The following is a 16,725-nucleotide window of genomic DNA, read 5'->3' as shown; positions in this document are numbered from 1 at the left end:
CACTTTATGGCGCAAGCGTCCGCTTGTGTCCGCATTCCGGGATTTTCTGTTTTCGGCCTGTTTTCGCCAAAACAGGCCGAAAACAGAAAACTCTAAACTTTTATTCCGCACCAAATAAATTTTAGACCAGCTATGCGTATAGGCACAAGCGGACGCTTGCGCCATCTCAAAACCATGAAAAGCCGGGAAAAACCAGTTTTAATTATCTCATCTTCAAATTTCCAAATCCTCACCTCTCCAAATTAGACCCGTGAAAACGTTTAACCCCAAAGAAATACCCACAGCTGAATTTCACAGCCTTATGTTGGGAACCATTGCGCCGCGGCCTATTGCGTTTGCCAGCACGGTTGACCAGGAGGGAAATGTGAATCTGAGTCCGTTCAGCTTTTTCAACTGCTTTGGGTCAAACCCGCCGGTGCTTATCTTCTCCCCCGCCCGCCGCGTGCGGGACAATACCGGTAAACATACCCTGGAGAACGTGCTGGAGACCGGTGAGGTGGTGATTAACATTGGCAACTACGCCATGGTAGAGCAAATGTCTTTGGCCAGCACTGAGTATGATAAAGGCGTAAACGAATTTGTGAAGGCGGGCCTCACGCCAGTGGCTTCCACGTTAGTGGCCCCGCCGCGCGTGGCCGAAGCCCCGGCCGCGTTTGAGTGCAAGGTACTGGAGGTAAAACCCATCGGGAACCAGGGCGGCTCAGCCAATCTGGTGATTTGCGAGGCGCGGCTGCTGCACGTGCAGGACGAGGTTTTCGGCGGAGACGGGAAAACCATTGACCCGTTCAAGTTAGATGCGGTGGCCCGCCTGGGCGGCGACTGGTACCTGCGCGCCAACGGCGACAGCCTGTTTGAGCTGCCAAAACCCGTGCGCAACAAAGGCATTGGCATTGACCAGCTTCCGGCGCACATCAGAAACAGTACCGTGCTCACGGGTAACAACCTCGCCCGGTTGGGCAATACAGAGGCCATTCCTTCTCAGGAGGAGGTGCAGGCGTTTGCGCAGGACCCTATGTACCGCTACCTGGCACAGAAATATGCGGACAATCCTATTGAAAAGGAGAAACAGGTGCACCTGCTGGCGCAGCGGTTGCTGGCGGAAGGGCGCGTGCCGGAAGCCTGGAAGGTGTTGCTGGTCAGCTCTCCCCTGCACCGGTAAACCAAACCTTCCTTAGCAAGAAGATAACAGGAATACGAAGATGAAAAACGTACGGCTGGTGCTGGGCAGCGGCGGGGCCCGGGGTATGGCCCATATTGGCATCATTGAAGAACTGGAGAAAGAGGGTTTCTGCATCAAAGAAGTGATAGGCAGCTCTATGGGCGCCGTGGTAGGCGGTATTTACTGCGCCGGGTACCTGCGGCAGTTTCGGGATTGGCTGCTTACCCTGGACAAGGTGGGGGTGTTCCAGCTGCTGGACTTCACCTTATCTGGTGAAGGGTTTGTAAAAGGGGAGCGCGTCTTCAGAACCATTGAGAAACTTATTGGGGAGCACCAGATTGAACAGTTCAAGGTCCCGTTCACGGCCGTGGCCGTAGATGTCCTGAACCAGGAGGAAGTGCATTACAAAACGGGCAGCCTCTTTAAAGCGCTCAGGGCCTCCATTGCCATTCCCACGCTGTTCACGCCCGCCTATGAAGAGGGCAGGCAGCTGGTAGACGGCGGCGTCCTGAACCCGCTGCCGGTGAACCTGGTGACGAGAGAACCCGGCGACTGGGTGGTGGCCGTGAACCTCAACGGAAACCCGCCCTGCCCCCCAGCCCCCACGGTATTCGCCGAAACCGCCAACCAGGAGAAAGCCGCCTACTTGAAGATGCTGTCAGCGTGGTGGGAGCAAAGTCCGGCGCAGGTTCCCCCTAAAAAAGTGGCGCACTTAGGATTGTTTGATTTGCTCACCAAGTCGCTGGACATGATGCAGGACAAAATGGCCGACCTCATGATACACCTGCACCAGCCTGAACTGGTCATTACCATTCCGCGGGAAACCTGCGGCATCTTTGAGTTTTACCGTGCCGAAGAACTGATTGACAAAGGCCGGCAAGCTTTCTGGGAGGCTTACACCGCCCAGCAGCAAAGTGCCGGGTAAGTTTTCTGTTTTCGGCCTGTTTTTGGGAAAACAGGCCGAAAACGCCGTATCGTTGTTCCTTCACCTACCTGGGGGAGAAGGCGCGAATGAGATGGAACGCTGTTGAACTGGCAATGGCTGGAATTTCAGTTCAGACGCTCGCCTGTCCTCCGGACGCTATGAGGTCAGAACCGGGATTCTGTGAATTAAAGGATGGCGTAGATTTCTGTGAACAATTTTCCGTACCAGTTTTATAGGCACTGTCCGTACTGGCGCGAGACTTCAGTCTCGTGACCAAAAGTGCTGCGAGTCTCCAGACTCGCCGGGAACCACGGGGAGAATATAGGTGCCAAGATTAAACTAAAGGAGTCTGGAGACTCCACCCATCCATCGGCACGAGTCTGAAGACTCGCGCCAGAGCTGAGTAGAATTTTACTTATTATAAGCATCTGAGAAGGATCGCCTTATTGGGTCAAGCTCTATTTTCACCTCTACGGTATCTTTCTCAACTACCACCTTTTCAACCATACCTCCATAAGGGAAGCTTTCGTTCTTGACATCAACTGCTACTGTTAGAAGATACGTTCCATGTTTAATGTTTGGAACATAAAAGCAATTTCCATGCACTGGTTCACTTTTGAGTAAGGTATATTCTACTGTTCCCCATTTATCCCATGGAAGTGGTGTAGCTTTTAATATACTCAAGTTCTCTATAAGGTATATTCTTAATGCTGATTTAATGTTAAGTTCAGGATTGTCTATGATAAGCTTTATAGTAGATTTTTTATCAGGAATCCTGAATAAAATTAGTGCTGTAATTAAGATTAATGCCAAGAATAGCATGAGTGCTGATTTTACTTTCATATCTTATTTTGTATATAGACCTCAAGTCATTCAAGATATAGAAACGGGAGGAATTGACATATATCAATGGCAGGTGGCGCAGACACTCGCAGGTCTGGGAGACACTGCGAGGATTTTTGAGCTAAGTAACTGCGTTGGCACCATAAAACAGAGAACCCGTTTCCGGCCTGTTTTTGTAAAAACAGGCCGAAAACGGGTTCTCCCTAAATAACTATTCCAATCCTGAAAATCCCGCTCCTAGTTGCGCACGGCTATCATCAAACTCAACTCCTTGTACCGCATGTTGAATTTCTTGGCGATGGCGGCGTTGGTGAGGCTGCCTTTGTAGATGTAGACGCCGCTGCGGTAATGCTCGTGGGTAAACAGGGCTTCGTTCACGCCGCCGTACTTGGAAATCTCCAGGAACATGGGCGTAAAGATGTTGCTCAGGGCTTTGGTGGCGGTACGGGGCACCCGTGACGGAATGTTGGGCACGCAGTAGTGTATCACGTCATACTTGCGGTACACGGGGCGCTTGTGGGTGGTCATTTCTGAGGTTTCAAAACAACCGCCTTCGTCTATGCTCACGTCAATAATCACCGAGCCGGGGTTCATGCTGGACACTACTTCCTCAGAAATCATGCACGGGATTTGGCCTTCATCGGCGGTGACAGCACCAATGACCACGTCTGCGTCCTGAATTTCCTTGTGCAGAATGGTGTTGTCTAGCGTGGAGGTGAACAGTTGCGCACCCACGTTCTGCTTTAATCGGCGGAGTTTGTAGAGGTGGTCGTCAAAGACTTTTACTTCGGCCCCTAGGCCGAGGGCGGCGCGGGTAGCATATTCGGCTACGGTACCGGCGCCAATGATGACTACTTTAGACGGTGGTACGCCCGTAATCCCGCCCAGAATCACGCCTTTGCCTTCATTGCTGCTGCTCAGGTACTCGGCGGCGATGAGCATGACGGTGCTGCCCGCAATTTCGCTCATGGCGCGTACCACTGGTTTGGAACCCGATTTATCTTTGAGCAATTCAAACGAGATGGCGTTAATTTTCTTTCGGCAGAGGGCTCCAATGTATTCTGAGGTGAGGCTGCCCAGCTGGAGCGCCGAAATCAAGGTTTGGCCCGGCCGCAGGAACTCCATCTCGTCATAGGTGGGCGGCGCAATCTTCAGGAGCACGTCTGCCTCGTAGACTTCTTTGGTGGAGTAGACAATCACGCCGCCGGCCTCTGAAAACTCATGGTCAGAGTATTTGGAAGGCGCACCGGCCCCGGACTCAATCCAGACCTCATGGCCGTGGTCAGTGAGCTGTTTCACAGATTCGGGCGTGAGCCCGATGCGGTTTTCCTGCAGTGAAGATTCTTTGGGAATACCAATGAAGAGGCTGCGTTTGCGGGTTTCTACCGCCAACATTGACTCTTTGGGCATAAGACTGCGGGCTGTGGCCTTGGTAAGGGCCTCAAACTCTTTAGACTTCTCCGTCAGTTCCTCCATCATAGATTCTCAAAGTAATAATACGCGCTTCTTCTGTGGCCCCGGTTTCAATGGACACTTCTACGGCATCTGGGGGCAACAGACCGGCCACTTTTGACGGCCATTCCACCAGGCACAGGTTCCCGGAGTCAAAGTATTCCAGGGCCCCCATGTCCAGGGCCTCGGCCTCATTTTCAACCCTATAAAAGTCAAAGTGGTAAATGAGTTCCCCGCGGGCGGCCTCGTACTCGTTCACCAATGAAAACGTAGGGCTGCTCACGGGCTCTTCCACGCCCAGTTGGGCACAGATGGCCTTGATAAAAGTGGTTTTACCGGCCGCCATGCCACCCTCAAACAAAATTATCTTTTTTTGCTTGATAAATGACAAAAATTCGGCGGCGGCCTGGGGCAAATCCGCTTTAGCGGAAACCTGAATTACTTTGGTACGCGCTTCCTGGTCAGGCATTTTTAGATGAAAGCGTTATGAACGGAATAATACATTCTTCCAGCGACACCCCGCCGTGCTGGAAGGTGTCACTGTAGTGGTTCACGTAGTAGTTGTAGTTGTTGGGGTACGCAAAAAAGTCATCATTCATGGCGAAGACGTAGGCCGTAGACACGTTGCTTTTGGGCAGATGGAACCGCTCGGGCTTGCGCGCCACCAACACGCCTTTGTCTGTAAAGCCCAGGTTTTTGCCGTGTTTGTAGCGCAGGTTGGTGTTGGTGTTACGGTCGCCTACAATTTTGAACGGTTTCTTCACGCGCACGGTGCCGTGGTCTGTGGTAATAATGAGCTTGCCGCCTTTGTCAGAGATGGCTTTGAGGGTGTCAAACAGCGGCGAGTGCATAAACCAGGAACGGGTGAGCGAGCGGTACGCGGCTTCATCGGCGGCCAGTTCGCGTATCATCTGCATGTCGGTGCGCGCGTGAGAGAGCATGTCCACGAAGTTGTAGACAATCACGTTAAGTTTGTTGTTGTCCAGGTTGCTGAACTTGCTCAACAGTTCTTTGCCGGCGGTGTTGTTGGTGATTTTGTTGTAGCTGAACTTCTCATTGACTTTGTTCTGCTGGAACTGAATCTCCAGAAAATCTTCTTCGTGCAGGTTTTTGCCTTCTTCCTCATCGTCCCCCACCCATAAATTAGGGTAACGCTTGGCAATATCTGCGGGCAGCATGCCTGAGAAGATGGCGTTGCGGGCGTAGGCAGTGGTGGTGGGCAAGATGGAATAATACATCTCTTCCTGCTCCACGTTAAAGTAATCTGTGATGATGGGCTCCAAGACCTTCCACTGGTCATAGCGCAGGTTGTCAATCAAGACAAAGTACACCGGACCGCTGCTTTCTTTCATGATGGGGAACACGCGATCTTTGAACAACTTGTGGCTCATGAGCGGGATTTCATCGGTCTCATCGTTCACCCATTCCTCATAGTTGTCTTCAATGAACTTGGCGAAGTTGGTGTTGGCCTCGTCTTTCTGCATGTTAATGACGTCGGCCATGCTTTTGCCTTCGGTCTCAGCAATTTCCAGCTCCCAGTACACCAGTTTCTTGTAGACATCGGCCCACTCTTGGTAATTTAAGCGGTCGCCGAAGGCCATGCCCAACGTCCGGAAATCGCGCTGGTAGCTGCTGTTGGTTTTTTCTTCTACCAAGCGGCGGTTGTCCAGAATCTTCTTCACCGAGAGCAGAATCTGGTTGGGGTTAATGGGTTTGATGAGGTAATCGGCTATTTTAGACCCGATGGCCTCTTCCATAATATGCTCTTCCTCGCTTTTGGTAATCATGACCACCGGCAGCGTGGGCCGCACGGCTTTGATTTCACTCAAGGCTTCCAGACCGCTCAGGCCCGGCATATTTTCATCTAAGAAGACAATGTCAAAGGTATGCTCCTGCACCTGCTCCACGGCGTCTGCCCCGCTGTTCACGGGCGTTACGTCGTAGCCCCTTTCCTGCAGGAAGAGAATATGCGGTTTGAGCAGGTCAATCTCGTCGTCCGCCCACAAAATGTTATATCTTTGCATGGCTATTATTTTTCATAGTTTGTGTTGTGGCCCAGTTAGCGTGCATGGTTGCAGAATTTTTCCGCGCTCCGGGAGAATTTTACCCGTATAACCCGCACACCTTTACAATAACCGACAACGGACACTCGAAGAACTAAGTTATCTTGAATAAGAAAAAAATCTTCAACGACCCCGTCTACGGCTTCATCACAGTTCCGTCAGACCTGCTTTTTGACATCATTCAGCACCCATATTTCCAGCGGCTGCGCCGAATAAAACAGCTGGGGCTGACCGAATTTGTGTATCCTGGGGCGCTGCACACCCGTTTCCACCACGCGTTGGGGGCCATGCACCTCATGAACATTGCCATTCAGAGCCTGAGCGGCAAAGATAACGTCATTTCTGACAAAGAGTGCGAAGCCTCTATGGCCGCCATTCTGCTGCATGACGTGGGGCACGGCCCGTTCTCGCACGCGCTGGAAACGGCCATTTTCAACCAGGTGCCGCATGAGCAAATCTCGCTGCACATCATGGAGCTGCTCAATGAGGAATTCGGCGGGCGCCTGCAACTGGCCATTGACATCTTTACAGACAGTTATGAGCGTCGGTTTTTCCACCAACTGGTTTCCAGCCAGCTGGACGTAGACCGCCTGGACTACCTCAACCGCGACAGCTTTTACACCGGCGTGTCTGAAGGCAAGATTGGTGCCGACCGCCTGCTCAAGATGCTGAACGTGTACGAAGACCAGCTGGTGGTGGAGGAGAAGGGCATTTACTCTATTGAGAGTTTCCTGGTAAGCCGCCGCCTCATGTACTGGCAGGTGTACATGCACAAAACCGTGACCAGCGCTGAGCAAATGGTCATGAAAATTATGCAACGCGCCCGTGAACTCACCCAACGCGGTATTGACGTGCCCGCCAGCCAGAATTTACAGTTCTTCCTGCGCGAAAGCCTTTCCATCTTAGACTTTGAGCGCGACCCCAGCATCATGCGCCGCTTTGTGTCACTGGACGATTATGACATCTGGAGCGGCATCAAAGCCTGGGCCGAGCACGAAGACAAAATCCTGAGCTACCTGTCTGCCTGCATGCTGGAGCGCAGGCTGTTCAAAATCATGCTCTCCCCCACCCCGTTTGACCTTACTTTCCTGGCAGATGTGCGTGAATTGGCGCAGGAGCACTTCGGCGTGACCGCCGAAGAGGCCGAGTACCTGGTCATTACCGGCAAAATCAGCAACAACGCCTATGAATCTGGCGGCGAGAACATCAACGTGCTTACCAAGATGAGCACGGTGGTAGACGTGGCCGAGGCTTCTGACTTGCCCAACATTCAGGCCCTGAGCAAGAAGGTGGAGAAGTACTATGTGTGTTACCCCAAAGAGATTACCAAGATAGACCTGTAGCCCCTCCCGCGGTGCGGGCAATTTTCTGTTTTGGGGCTGTTTTTCTGAAAACAGCCCCAAAACAGAAAACATACCAGATGGCGCTCTTCTGCGTTCTACGTATATCCCTTCCGCCCTTTCTGCAACTATGATTCTATACCAGAGTGGTTTTCTTACCTTAGACTACGACCCCGCAACAGATATTCTTTTTGTTGAGTGGCCAGATGTTCATGAGTTTCTAGTCCCTGAAATCAACCAGACCCTGCAAATTCTGGTAGACCACCTCAAAAGCTATGACATCAAAAGGCTGTTAGTAGACGCCAGCCAGGCCGCCCTTGAAATACCGCCCCAGGAGTACAAAGAGGTGCTCAAAGAGTTCGGGCTGAACCTGATGACCACCCGGCTGGAGAAGCTGGCCCGCATCATAACCCCCAACCCTGCCCGGGAGCACAACGTGGAGGAGGCAAAACAGGAGGTTGGGTTAACACTTCGGCTACAGACCTTCCCAGACAAGCAGGAGGCCCTGCTTTGGTTGGAAGAAGAGGGCTAGCCCTCTTTCTGGAGCCCCGCCCGCTGCTGCATTTTCTGTTTTGGGCCTGTTTTTTCAAAAACAGGCCCAAAACAGCTTTATTTCTTCCTCTGGCTCCTTTTCTTCCCTTTCGCCTTGAGAGCACGATGCACTTGCGCCGCCAGCAGCGCTGCCCCTCCTTCATTTGGGTGAATCATGTCATAGGTCAGGTTGGCTTTTCCTACAAAGGGCTTGTAAAGGTCAATGGTTTTCACCTTTGTCTGCCGCGCCACTTTCTTCACTGCCGGAATCACCTCATTTTTGATGATGTTTTCAGTGATGCCCCACTTATCTTCAAAAGCTGGCATAGGCAGGGCCAGATAGACCTGAGGATTAGAGGGCAGAGCCTGAAAAGACTTTACAAAGGCACTATAGTCAGGCACAAACTCCTCTTTATACCTCCAGTTCTGGGGTTTTGAATCATTAGTCCCCAGTTTGATAATTACAATATCTGGCTCCCAAGCCAGCACCTGCTGGTATTTCTCTTCTCTCCAGTAAGGCATATCACCTTTCTTGAGCAGCGTGCGCCCACCCAGGCCAAAGTTCTGCACTTCATATTCACCCCCCAGCAGTTGTTGTAAAACCTCTGGATAGGTTTGCTTTAATCCGTAGCCTTCAGTGATGCTGTTACCTACACACGCCACTTTGATTTTATGCTGTGCCTGGGTCACAAACGTAAGAAAGAGCAAGAACAGCAGTGGCACTATGCCAGTAAGTTTTCTTTTCATGTTCACCTTGATTCCTAACTAATCCCCCTAATTTACTAACACTTGCGGTGAAACGCTATTTTCGGGCTGTTTTCCCAAAAACAGACTTATCTGCTACTTTTAAGGTAAAAAAACCTGCAGAATTGCCTTGGGTGGGCCTGAACCACACCTGCATACACCCATGGCTATCCCGGGAGCGTTTTCCTGAGCTCACCGTCAGTTTCTGCTGCGCCTGGCACGGCCTTCGTTTGGCCAACCATCACCGGCGGCAAAAGCTCTGAGGCACCGTGACAGGAAAGCAGTGCCAAGCCCTGCCTGCTTACTCCTTCCCCCGTCTGTTTCTGTGTACTGACATGTAAGTATTTTCTCCCCTGGCACCCTTCTCAGCGCCCATCACGGGCCCTGGCCAGAATACATAGGCCCAAAGGCTGGGCACTTTACCATTTGTTTCCGTAACTTTGCCCTATGGAATTCACGGTACAACAGATTGCCGGTTTACTGCAGGGGCAGGTTCAGGGAGACGGCAATGCAACGGTAAACAGGCTGGCTAAAATTGAGGAAGGCACCCCGGGCGCCCTTTCTTTTCTGTCAAACGCCAAATATGAGCCTTACCTCTACACCACCGGTGCCACGGCGGTCATTGTATCTAACAAACTGGAATTGAAGCAGGCCGTGCAGGCCAACCTGATTCTGGTGGAAGACCCGTACACCGCTTTTTCCACCCTCTTAGAAGTGTACCAGCAGGCCATGGCCGCCCAGCGCGAAGGCGTGGAGGAGCCTTGCTACCTGGGCCATAATTCTTCCATTGGTGACCGCCACTACCGCGGTGCTTTCTCTTACATTGGCAAGAACTGCAGGATTGGCAGCGGCGTGCACATTTACCCGCACGTGTACATTGGTGACAACGTGACCATTGGCGACAACTGCATTTTATTTGCCGGCGCCAAGGTGTACCCAGACACCGTGATTGGCAACTCCTGCACCCTTCACGCGGGTGCCGTGATTGGCAGCGACGGCTTCGGGTTTGCCCCGCAGAAAGACGGCTCTTATAAAGCTATTCCGCAGATTGGCAACGTAGTGCTGGAAGACCACGTGAGCATTGGCGCCAACACCACCGTTGACTGCGCCACCATGGGTTCCACTATTATTAGGGAAGGCAGCAAAATTGACAATCTGGTCCAGATTGCCCACAACGTGGAAATTGGCAAGCACACTGTGGTAGCCGCGCAAACCGGCATCTCCGGTTCCAGCAAGATTGGCAACCACTGCACCATTGCGGGCCAGGTAGGCATTGTGGGCCACATCACCATAGCAGATAAAACCATTATTGGGGCGCAGTCTGGCGTTTCAAAGAGCATAAAAGAGACGGGTACGTTCATACAGGGGTCGCCGGCGTTTGACTACAAGCAAAACCTGCGGGCGCTCTCAGTGTTCCGTAAATTGCCTGAGTTACAGAAACAGCTAGACGAACTCAGAGAAAAGCGTTAACTTTAGCCCCTCTTTATCTATTTAGCAGTACATGAACGATAAACAGCATACCATCAAGGCGCCGGTAACGGTATCTGGTATTGGATTGCATACCGGGGTAGTGTCAAACATGACGTTTTTGCCTGCCCCCATCAACCACGGGTACAAGTTTCAACGCATTGACCTGCCTGAGCAGCCTATTGTTGATGCTGACGTTGACAACGTGGTAGACCTTTCCAGAGGTACCACCATTGAGCAGAACGGCGCGCGGGTCAACACCGTGGAGCACGTGCTGGCCGCACTGGTAGGGCTGGAAATTGACAACGTTCTCATTCAAATTGACGGCCCGGAACCCCCTATCATGGACGGTTCCTCTATTCTGTTTGTGCAGCCGCTGCTGGAGGTTGGCCTGGAGGAGCAGAACGCCCTGCGCAACTTCTTTGAGGTGCCGGAGGAAATCAGGTTCAGAGACGGTTCCCGCGAAACCGAGATCGCCATTCTCCCGCTAGATGATTACCGCGTCACCGTGATGGTAGACTACCACTCGCCGGTACTGGGTAGCCAGCACGCCTCCCTCACAGACATCACCCAGTTCAAAGACGAGATTGCCTCCTGCCGCACCTTCTGCTTTCTGCATGAGCTGGAAATGCTCTACAAGCAGAACCTGATCAAAGGCGGTGACCTGAGCAATGCCATTGTGGTGGTAGACCGCGTGGTAGAGGAAAACGAGCTGGATTATCTCTCTGACCTTCTCAAGAAGCCCAAAGTGGCCGTGAAGAAGGAAGGGATTCTGAACAACGTAGACCTGCGCTACAAAAACGAGCCTGCCCGCCACAAACTCCTTGACATGATTGGGGACCTGGCACTGGTGGGCCGTCCGTTGAAAGGGCAGATTTTGGCCGCCCGCCCGGGCCACGCCTCCAACGTTGCCTTCGCGAAGAAGATCAAAAAGTATATTGCCGAGACGGCGGTGAAAAACGTGCCGGTGTATGACCCCAAGAAAACGCCCGTGATGGACGTGAACCGGATCATGCAGACCCTGCCCCACCGCTATCCGTTTGTCTTGATTGACAAGATCATCCATTTGGATGAGACCACGGTGACCGGCGTGAAGAATGTGACCATGAACGAGTCGTTCTTCCAGGGCCACTTTCCGGGGAACCCGGTGATGCCGGGCGTGATTCAGATTGAAGCCATGGCCCAGACCGGCGGAATCTTCGTATTGAGTACTGTACCTGACCCAGAGAATTACTGGACTTACTTTATGGGGATTGACAAATGTCGGTTCCGCAGAAAAGTAGTGCCGGGAGATACCATTGTTTTCAAATGCGAACTGTTGGCGCCCATTAAAAGGGGCATTGCCAGAATGCAGGGCCAAGCCTACGTGGGTGGCCAGCTGGTGATGGAGGCCGAAATGTTGGCAAGCATTGTAAGAAAAGACGCATGAACCAGCCCTTAGCCTACATTCACCCAGAAGCCAAGATCGCGACAAACGTTGTGGTTGAGCCGTTCACCACCATCTCTAAAAACGTGGAGATTGGCGAAGGCACCTGGATTGGACCCAACGTGACCATTATGGAAGGTGCCCGCATTGGCAAAAACTGCCAGATTTACCCGGGTGCCGTGATCTCTGCCCCGCCGCAGGACCTCAAATACAAAGGCGAGCCCTCTACCGTGACCATTGGTGACAACACCATCATCAGGGAGTGTGTGACCCTGAACCGCGGCACGGCCTTAGACAAGAACACCACCGCCATTGGCAACAACTGCCTGATCATGGCCTATGTACACGTAGCGCATGACTGCATCATTGGCAACAATGTGATTGTGGCCAACGGCGTGCAGCTGGCGGGCCACATCATGGTGCATGACCACGTGTTCATTGGCGGCACCTCGGCGGTGCACCAGTTTGTGAGCATTGGGGCCCACGCCATGGTGTCTGGTGGTTCGTTGGTGCGCAAAGACGTGCCGCCGTTCATCAAAGCGGCCCGTGAGCCGCTTTCTTACGCAGGGGTTAACTCCATTGGCTTACGCCGAAGAGGGTTTACCAACGAGCAGATCAATGACATACAGCAGATCTACCGTATCCTGTTCATGAGTGGCCTCAACACCGCCTCTGCCGTAGACAAGATTGAAATTGACCTGGCCCCCAGCCCGGAGCGTGATGAGATTGTGAATTTTGTGCGCAACTCAGGCCGGGGCATCATCAAAGGCTACCAGCGCGATGCAGATTAAGCTGACTTCTGTTGGCAAACGCTTTAACTACGAGTGGATTTTCCGGAATCTGTCCTATGAGTTTGTCACCGGTAAGGCGTATGCCGTGCTGGGGCACAACGGGTCCGGGAAATCCACTTTGCTTTCTATCCTGAGCGGCTTTCAACTGGCCTCAGAAGGAACAATCGCTTACTCCCAGAACGGGCAGGAAATTCCGGTGGAGCAACTGTACCGCTCCCTTTCCATTGCCGCCCCCTATCAGGACCTGCTGGACGAGCTCACGCTGGAGGAGATGATCCAGTTTCACACCCGCTTTAAACCTCTGCGCGGCATCTCTGCTGCACAGCTTCCAGACCTTCTGCAACTGCCAACCGCCCGGCACAAGCTGGTACGGGATTTCTCTTCGGGCATGCGGCAGCGCCTCAAATTAGGGTTAGCCATTTATTCAGACACCCCCCTGCTGCTGCTAGATGAACCCACCACCAACCTGGACCAGGCGGGTGTGGCGTGGTATCTGGAGCATCTGGAGAAAAACCGCGCAAACCGCCTGGTGGTCATAGGCTCCAACGTGCCCCATGAGTACAGCTTCTGTGACGAGCAGCTGCCTATCAACCAGTTCCATTATAAAGGCTCCGCCCGAAAAGGGTAATTCTTTCTATTTCTCTCTGTCCGTTTTTAGCCTGTTTTGGCCAAAACAGGCTAAAAACGCAAACTGCGGTATCTCTTCTCCCTTTGGGAGAAGGTTAGGATGAGGGAAATACCCTACAATTCACAGTACAAACCGCCAATCGCTCAAGCAGAAGAAAGGCACTGAAATAATTTCCCTCGCCTTAAAAAACGTTCTTATTTAGAGAAACTTTTGCTAGCGGGAGTCTCCAGACTTGTGCCGATGGGGGTTGGAGTCTCCAGACTTCCGTTATCATCTTGTGGTTCCCAGCGAGTCTGGAGACTCGCAACACATGGAGTCACGAGTCAGAGACTCGCGCCAGCGCAATATTTTTAACTATGAGCAAGTAACAAGGAGCAATTAATAATCAGAAATTTACCAAAGAGCTCGTAGCGTGCGCAGCGCCTGTGAGTGTCTGTGCCAGCGGCCCTTGCTAGTTCAACCGCCTCGCCCTTCTCCTCCAGTCTTAGTTTCCAAGGGCAAAAGGAACACCACTTCTGCGTTTCAGGCTTACTTTTCTGAAAACAGCCCCAAAACAGAAAAACGTAAAAAAGCCACCGCAGGCGATGGCTTTTCTATATATGTAGTAAGGTGGCGCAGGGCTCTGCTTTCTGCAGAGCATAACTCTTCTGGCTGGCGCTTAACAAAGGCTCTGTTTTATGGTTTCACTCAACCACTATCAGCACGTTACTCGTTGGCAGGGTACAGCTCAGGCGGCTCTTTTTCTTTGGTCTTCAGAATAAACGGACGCAGGGCCTCGGTTTCATCCAGGTACAGGAACGCATCATAGCGCTCAGGAATGATAGTGGGCACATAGTTGCCGTACTTCTCCCGGTTAGGGTCATAGACCACGCCAATGGCCCGGTGGGCAATCTGCTGACGCACCTCGTCTATCTCCCTGAGTTCCCGCGAGAGCAACAGTTTATCAGAGCCTCCTCCCAGGTTGTGCAGCCAATCCTCCCAGGAACCTTGGCGGGCGGGTGGAACCTCCATCTTTTTCATGGGCGCCCCCCAACTGTCACCGGCAATCACAGAGCCCTCATAAGACCCGAAGCCTGCCAGATACACGTTTTCGCGGCCGTACTGCTCCCGGGCCAGCTGCCCAATATTGACCATGCCGGCACGGGCCATGTCTGTGAAGCGGGCATCGCCCACGTGGGTGTTGTGTTCCCAGATAATGGCTTTTGAGTCTGGGCCGTGAAATTTCAAGAGGCGGTCCAGCGTCTCCATCATGTGTTCGTCGCGCACGTTCCAGGAGCTGCCGCCGCCCATGATCATGGCTTTGTAGTAGCGTTCGGCATTGACGGCCACCAGGGCATTCTGCTCGGCATCAAATTCGGCCTCCGGGTTGCTGGGGGCTTCCCGCTCTTTTTTGCCCAGCTCCTGCAGCATGGTGAGCACTTCTTCCTCACAGTCTTCAGACACATACGCCACCGCGCGGGCGTATTCCTGGGGATCATTGCTGTACGGTTCAAAGCACTTAAAGGCTTCTTTAGCGGCTTTTACCGCCTGCCCGTCTTTCTTCTCCAGGTACTTCATGATGCGCTGCAGAGAGTCCCACAGGCTGTACACGTCTAACCCGTAGAAGCCCACCTTGTTGGTATTGGGCCGGTCATTGTTTTCTTTGAGCCACTCTACCAGGGCGGCCACTTCCCAGTTGCCCCACATCCAGGTGGGCCAGCGGTTGAAGTGCTTGAGCACATCAGACACCTTGGTGCCCGGCTTGCACAGGCCCCGCACAAATTTATTCACCTGGAAACAGTCTGGCCAGTCGCCCTCAACGGCAATAAAGGTGAAGCCCTTCTCTTCAATGAGGCGTTTAGAGATGGCGGTACGCCAGGCATAGTATTCAGAAGTGCCGTGTGAGGCTTCTCCCAGCATGACCACCCGGGCCTCTCCAATATCTTCCAACAATACGTCTAAATCAGCTTTGTTCTCCAGCCGGTGGTACGGCAAATTTGAATAGGTCATGGGTAAGGCAGAAAATGAACTCCCTGCCTTTTACCCCTGCTATCAGAAGAAGGTTTACCTGATTTTAACTCTTTTCTGAAAAAATAGGGCAAAAACGGAAAACTTTTGCCGAGCACTCTCCCCAAATACCCAGTACCCCCCTCAAAGGCCGCACCCGCGCGCGGGACAGCCGCCAAAAGCCCACAGGCCTAGGCATTTATAATTAGGAATGGGGAATTGGAAGGTAGGTGGCTGTAACTGAGGGAAAGGCTTACAGGTGATTTTTTCTTCTGCCGAAACTCCTTCTCCCAGAAGGCGTGGGTTTCACGCACGGCCCAACGCTCAGGGTTTCCAGCGGACTGGAGGCGCACATCACAATCTGTCACGCGTAATCACCTCGCGCCAGCGCGGAATTTACATGTATAAAGAAATCTGCGCCCTCCTACAATCTACTAAATGCAGGTTCTGACCAGGCAGCTAACAGAGGACCTGCGAACGTCTGTGCCATTCCGTTTTCGGCCTATTTTCAGAAAAACAGCCCAAAAACGCCACTGCCTCCTGTTTCAGAGAGAAACAGGAGGCAGTGGCGTTGGTTTCTTTTTACAGGGGTCAAACTTTATTGGGCGCCAAACACGCGGCGCAGCAACTCAGTGGTGCGGGCCACGGGGTTCTCCCTAATGTTGGCTTCTTCCTGGGCTACCAGCGTGAACAGGCCGTCAATGGCTTTCTGGGTGGCGTAGGCCTCCAGATCAGGGTTCACCTTCTGCACCAGCGGTATCTGGTTGTAGCGGGTCACAATGTCTGTGTAGTACTTGGTGGCATTTACCTTGTCCAGTGACTGCTTCATAACCGGCCTGAACGCGGCGGTCAACTGGCTGGTGGTGGTGCGCTTCAGAAACTGGGTGGCCGCGTCTTTTTCGCCGCGCAGAATGTTCCAAACGTCTTGAAAGGTCAACTGCTTGATGGCGTTCAGGAAGATAGGCGCGGCACTTTTGGCGGCATCCTCGGCCCCGCGGTTCAGCGTGAGAATGAACTTGTCTACCTGCGAGCCCAGGCCAATCTGCCGCAGGGTGTTCTCCACACGCTGCACATCTGGCGGAAAGGGAATTCTGATGAGGCTGTTCTTGTAGAAGCCATCTGTCTGGGCAGCCTGGGTAGCACCTTTGTTTATGCCTTGGGACAAAGCCTGTCTCAGACCGCTGGCCACCTCGGTTTGGGTAAGCGGCCGGCCGGTATTCATGGTGCCGCTGGCGGCATCAACGGCCTGCTGAATCTGGCTGGCGGTGCAGCCTGCTAAAAAAAGAAGCGAGCAGAGGCTCAAAACAAAAGCGGGCGTGAATAGTTTCTTCATACGTGCGTACATGTCATTACTTTTAATGAATATTGCT

The 16,725-nt window shown here is 52.7% G+C and carries 15 protein-coding genes; 8 read left to right on the top strand and 7 right to left on the bottom strand.

Features of this window, described 5'->3' with window-relative positions:
- Positions 1 to 250 precede the first annotated feature (250 nt).
- Entirely contained in the window at positions 251 to 1,159 is a 909-nt protein-coding gene (locus FHS90_RS00690) for a flavin reductase family protein (protein ID WP_343049530.1), read from the top strand.
- Positions 1,160 to 1,199: 40 nt separating this feature from the next.
- Entirely contained in the window at positions 1,200 to 2,084 is an 885-nt protein-coding gene (locus FHS90_RS00685) for a patatin-like phospholipase family protein (RefSeq protein WP_066838383.1), read from the top strand.
- A 411-nt stretch (positions 2,085 to 2,495) separates the two neighbouring features.
- Here the strand turns inward: FHS90_RS00685 and FHS90_RS00680 are convergent, their stop codons facing one another.
- The 4 genes from FHS90_RS00680 to porX all read right to left on the bottom strand — a co-directional run bounded on the left by FHS90_RS00680 (position 2,496) and on the right by porX (position 6,403).
- Entirely contained in the window at positions 2,496 to 2,927 is a 432-nt protein-coding gene (locus FHS90_RS00680) for a hypothetical protein (RefSeq protein WP_182511194.1), read from the bottom strand.
- 237 nt (positions 2,928 to 3,164) lie between these two features.
- Positions 3,165 to 4,403 (bottom strand): alanine dehydrogenase, encoded by a 1,239-nt coding sequence (locus tag FHS90_RS00675; RefSeq protein ID WP_246386584.1) that lies wholly within the window; start codon positions 4,401 to 4,403, stop codon positions 3,165 to 3,167.
- Positions 4,378 to 4,848: a tRNA (adenosine(37)-N6)-threonylcarbamoyltransferase complex ATPase subunit type 1 TsaE gene (gene tsaE / locus FHS90_RS00670; RefSeq protein WP_182511192.1), complete on the bottom strand. Its 471-nt coding sequence runs from the start codon at positions 4,846 to 4,848 to the stop codon at positions 4,378 to 4,380. Before tsaE ends, FHS90_RS00675 begins: the two co-directional genes overlap by 26 nt.
- Entirely contained in the window at positions 4,841 to 6,403 is a 1,563-nt protein-coding gene (gene porX / locus FHS90_RS00665; RefSeq protein WP_182511191.1) for a T9SS response regulator signal transducer PorX, read from the bottom strand. Before porX ends, tsaE begins: the two co-directional genes overlap by 8 nt.
- A 143-nt stretch (positions 6,404 to 6,546) precedes the next feature.
- Here porX and FHS90_RS00660 point away from each other — a divergent pair, with 143 nt between their 5' ends.
- Positions 6,547 to 7,785 carry an HD domain-containing protein gene (locus FHS90_RS00660; RefSeq protein WP_182511190.1) on the top strand — a complete coding sequence of 413 codons (1,239 nt, stop codon included), beginning with the start codon at positions 6,547 to 6,549 and terminating at the stop codon, positions 7,783 to 7,785.
- A 127-nt stretch (positions 7,786 to 7,912) separates the two neighbouring features.
- Positions 7,913 to 8,314 (top strand): hypothetical protein, encoded by a 402-nt coding sequence (locus FHS90_RS00655; protein WP_066837829.1) that lies wholly within the window; start codon positions 7,913 to 7,915, stop codon positions 8,312 to 8,314.
- Positions 8,315 to 8,391: 77 nt separating this feature from the next.
- Here FHS90_RS00655 and FHS90_RS00650 read toward each other — a convergent pair whose 3' ends face one another.
- On the bottom strand, positions 8,392 to 9,060 hold the full coding sequence (locus FHS90_RS00650) for a GDSL-type esterase/lipase family protein (RefSeq protein WP_066837826.1): 669 nt from the start codon (positions 9,058 to 9,060) through the stop codon (positions 8,392 to 8,394).
- Positions 9,061 to 9,504: 444 nt separating this feature from the next.
- Between FHS90_RS00650 and lpxD the strand changes: the two genes are divergently transcribed.
- Genes lpxD through FHS90_RS00630 form a run of 4 tightly spaced genes read left to right on the top strand, consistent with a single transcriptional unit; the run spans position 9,505 to position 13,369 of the window.
- Positions 9,505 to 10,527, top strand: a complete 1,023-nt coding sequence (lpxD, locus tag FHS90_RS00645; RefSeq protein WP_066837824.1) for a UDP-3-O-(3-hydroxymyristoyl)glucosamine N-acyltransferase — start codon at positions 9,505 to 9,507, stop codon at positions 10,525 to 10,527.
- A 31-nt stretch (positions 10,528 to 10,558) separates the two neighbouring features.
- Positions 10,559 to 11,953 carry a bifunctional UDP-3-O-[3-hydroxymyristoyl] N-acetylglucosamine deacetylase/3-hydroxyacyl-ACP dehydratase gene (locus FHS90_RS00640; protein ID WP_066837822.1) on the top strand — a complete coding sequence of 465 codons (1,395 nt, stop codon included), beginning with the start codon at positions 10,559 to 10,561 and terminating at the stop codon, positions 11,951 to 11,953.
- Positions 11,950 to 12,741 (top strand): acyl-ACP--UDP-N-acetylglucosamine O-acyltransferase, encoded by a 792-nt coding sequence (lpxA, locus tag FHS90_RS00635; protein WP_066837820.1) that lies wholly within the window; start codon positions 11,950 to 11,952, stop codon positions 12,739 to 12,741. The genes FHS90_RS00640 and lpxA overlap by 4 nt, the downstream gene beginning before the upstream one ends.
- Positions 12,731 to 13,369, top strand: coding sequence for an ABC transporter ATP-binding protein (locus FHS90_RS00630; protein WP_066837818.1), 639 nt, complete (start codon positions 12,731 to 12,733; stop codon positions 13,367 to 13,369). The genes lpxA and FHS90_RS00630 overlap by 11 nt, the downstream gene beginning before the upstream one ends.
- A 705-nt stretch (positions 13,370 to 14,074) precedes the next feature.
- Here FHS90_RS00630 and FHS90_RS00625 read toward each other — a convergent pair.
- Entirely contained in the window at positions 14,075 to 15,358 is a 1,284-nt protein-coding gene (locus FHS90_RS00625) for an erythromycin esterase family protein (RefSeq protein WP_066837815.1), read from the bottom strand.
- Positions 15,359 to 15,953: 595 nt separating this feature from the next.
- Complete coding sequence (locus FHS90_RS00620) at positions 15,954 to 16,688, bottom strand: DUF4197 domain-containing protein (RefSeq protein ID WP_066837812.1); 735 nt, start codon at positions 16,686 to 16,688, stop codon at positions 15,954 to 15,956.
- Positions 16,689 to 16,725 lie beyond the last annotated feature (37 nt).

It is taken from the genome of Rufibacter ruber (assembly GCF_014138425.1).
GTDB lineage: Bacteria > Bacteroidota > Bacteroidia > Cytophagales > Hymenobacteraceae > Nibribacter > Nibribacter ruber_C.
Note: the sequence above shows the minus strand (reverse complement) of the source record. Positions and strands in the feature narration are given on the sequence as shown.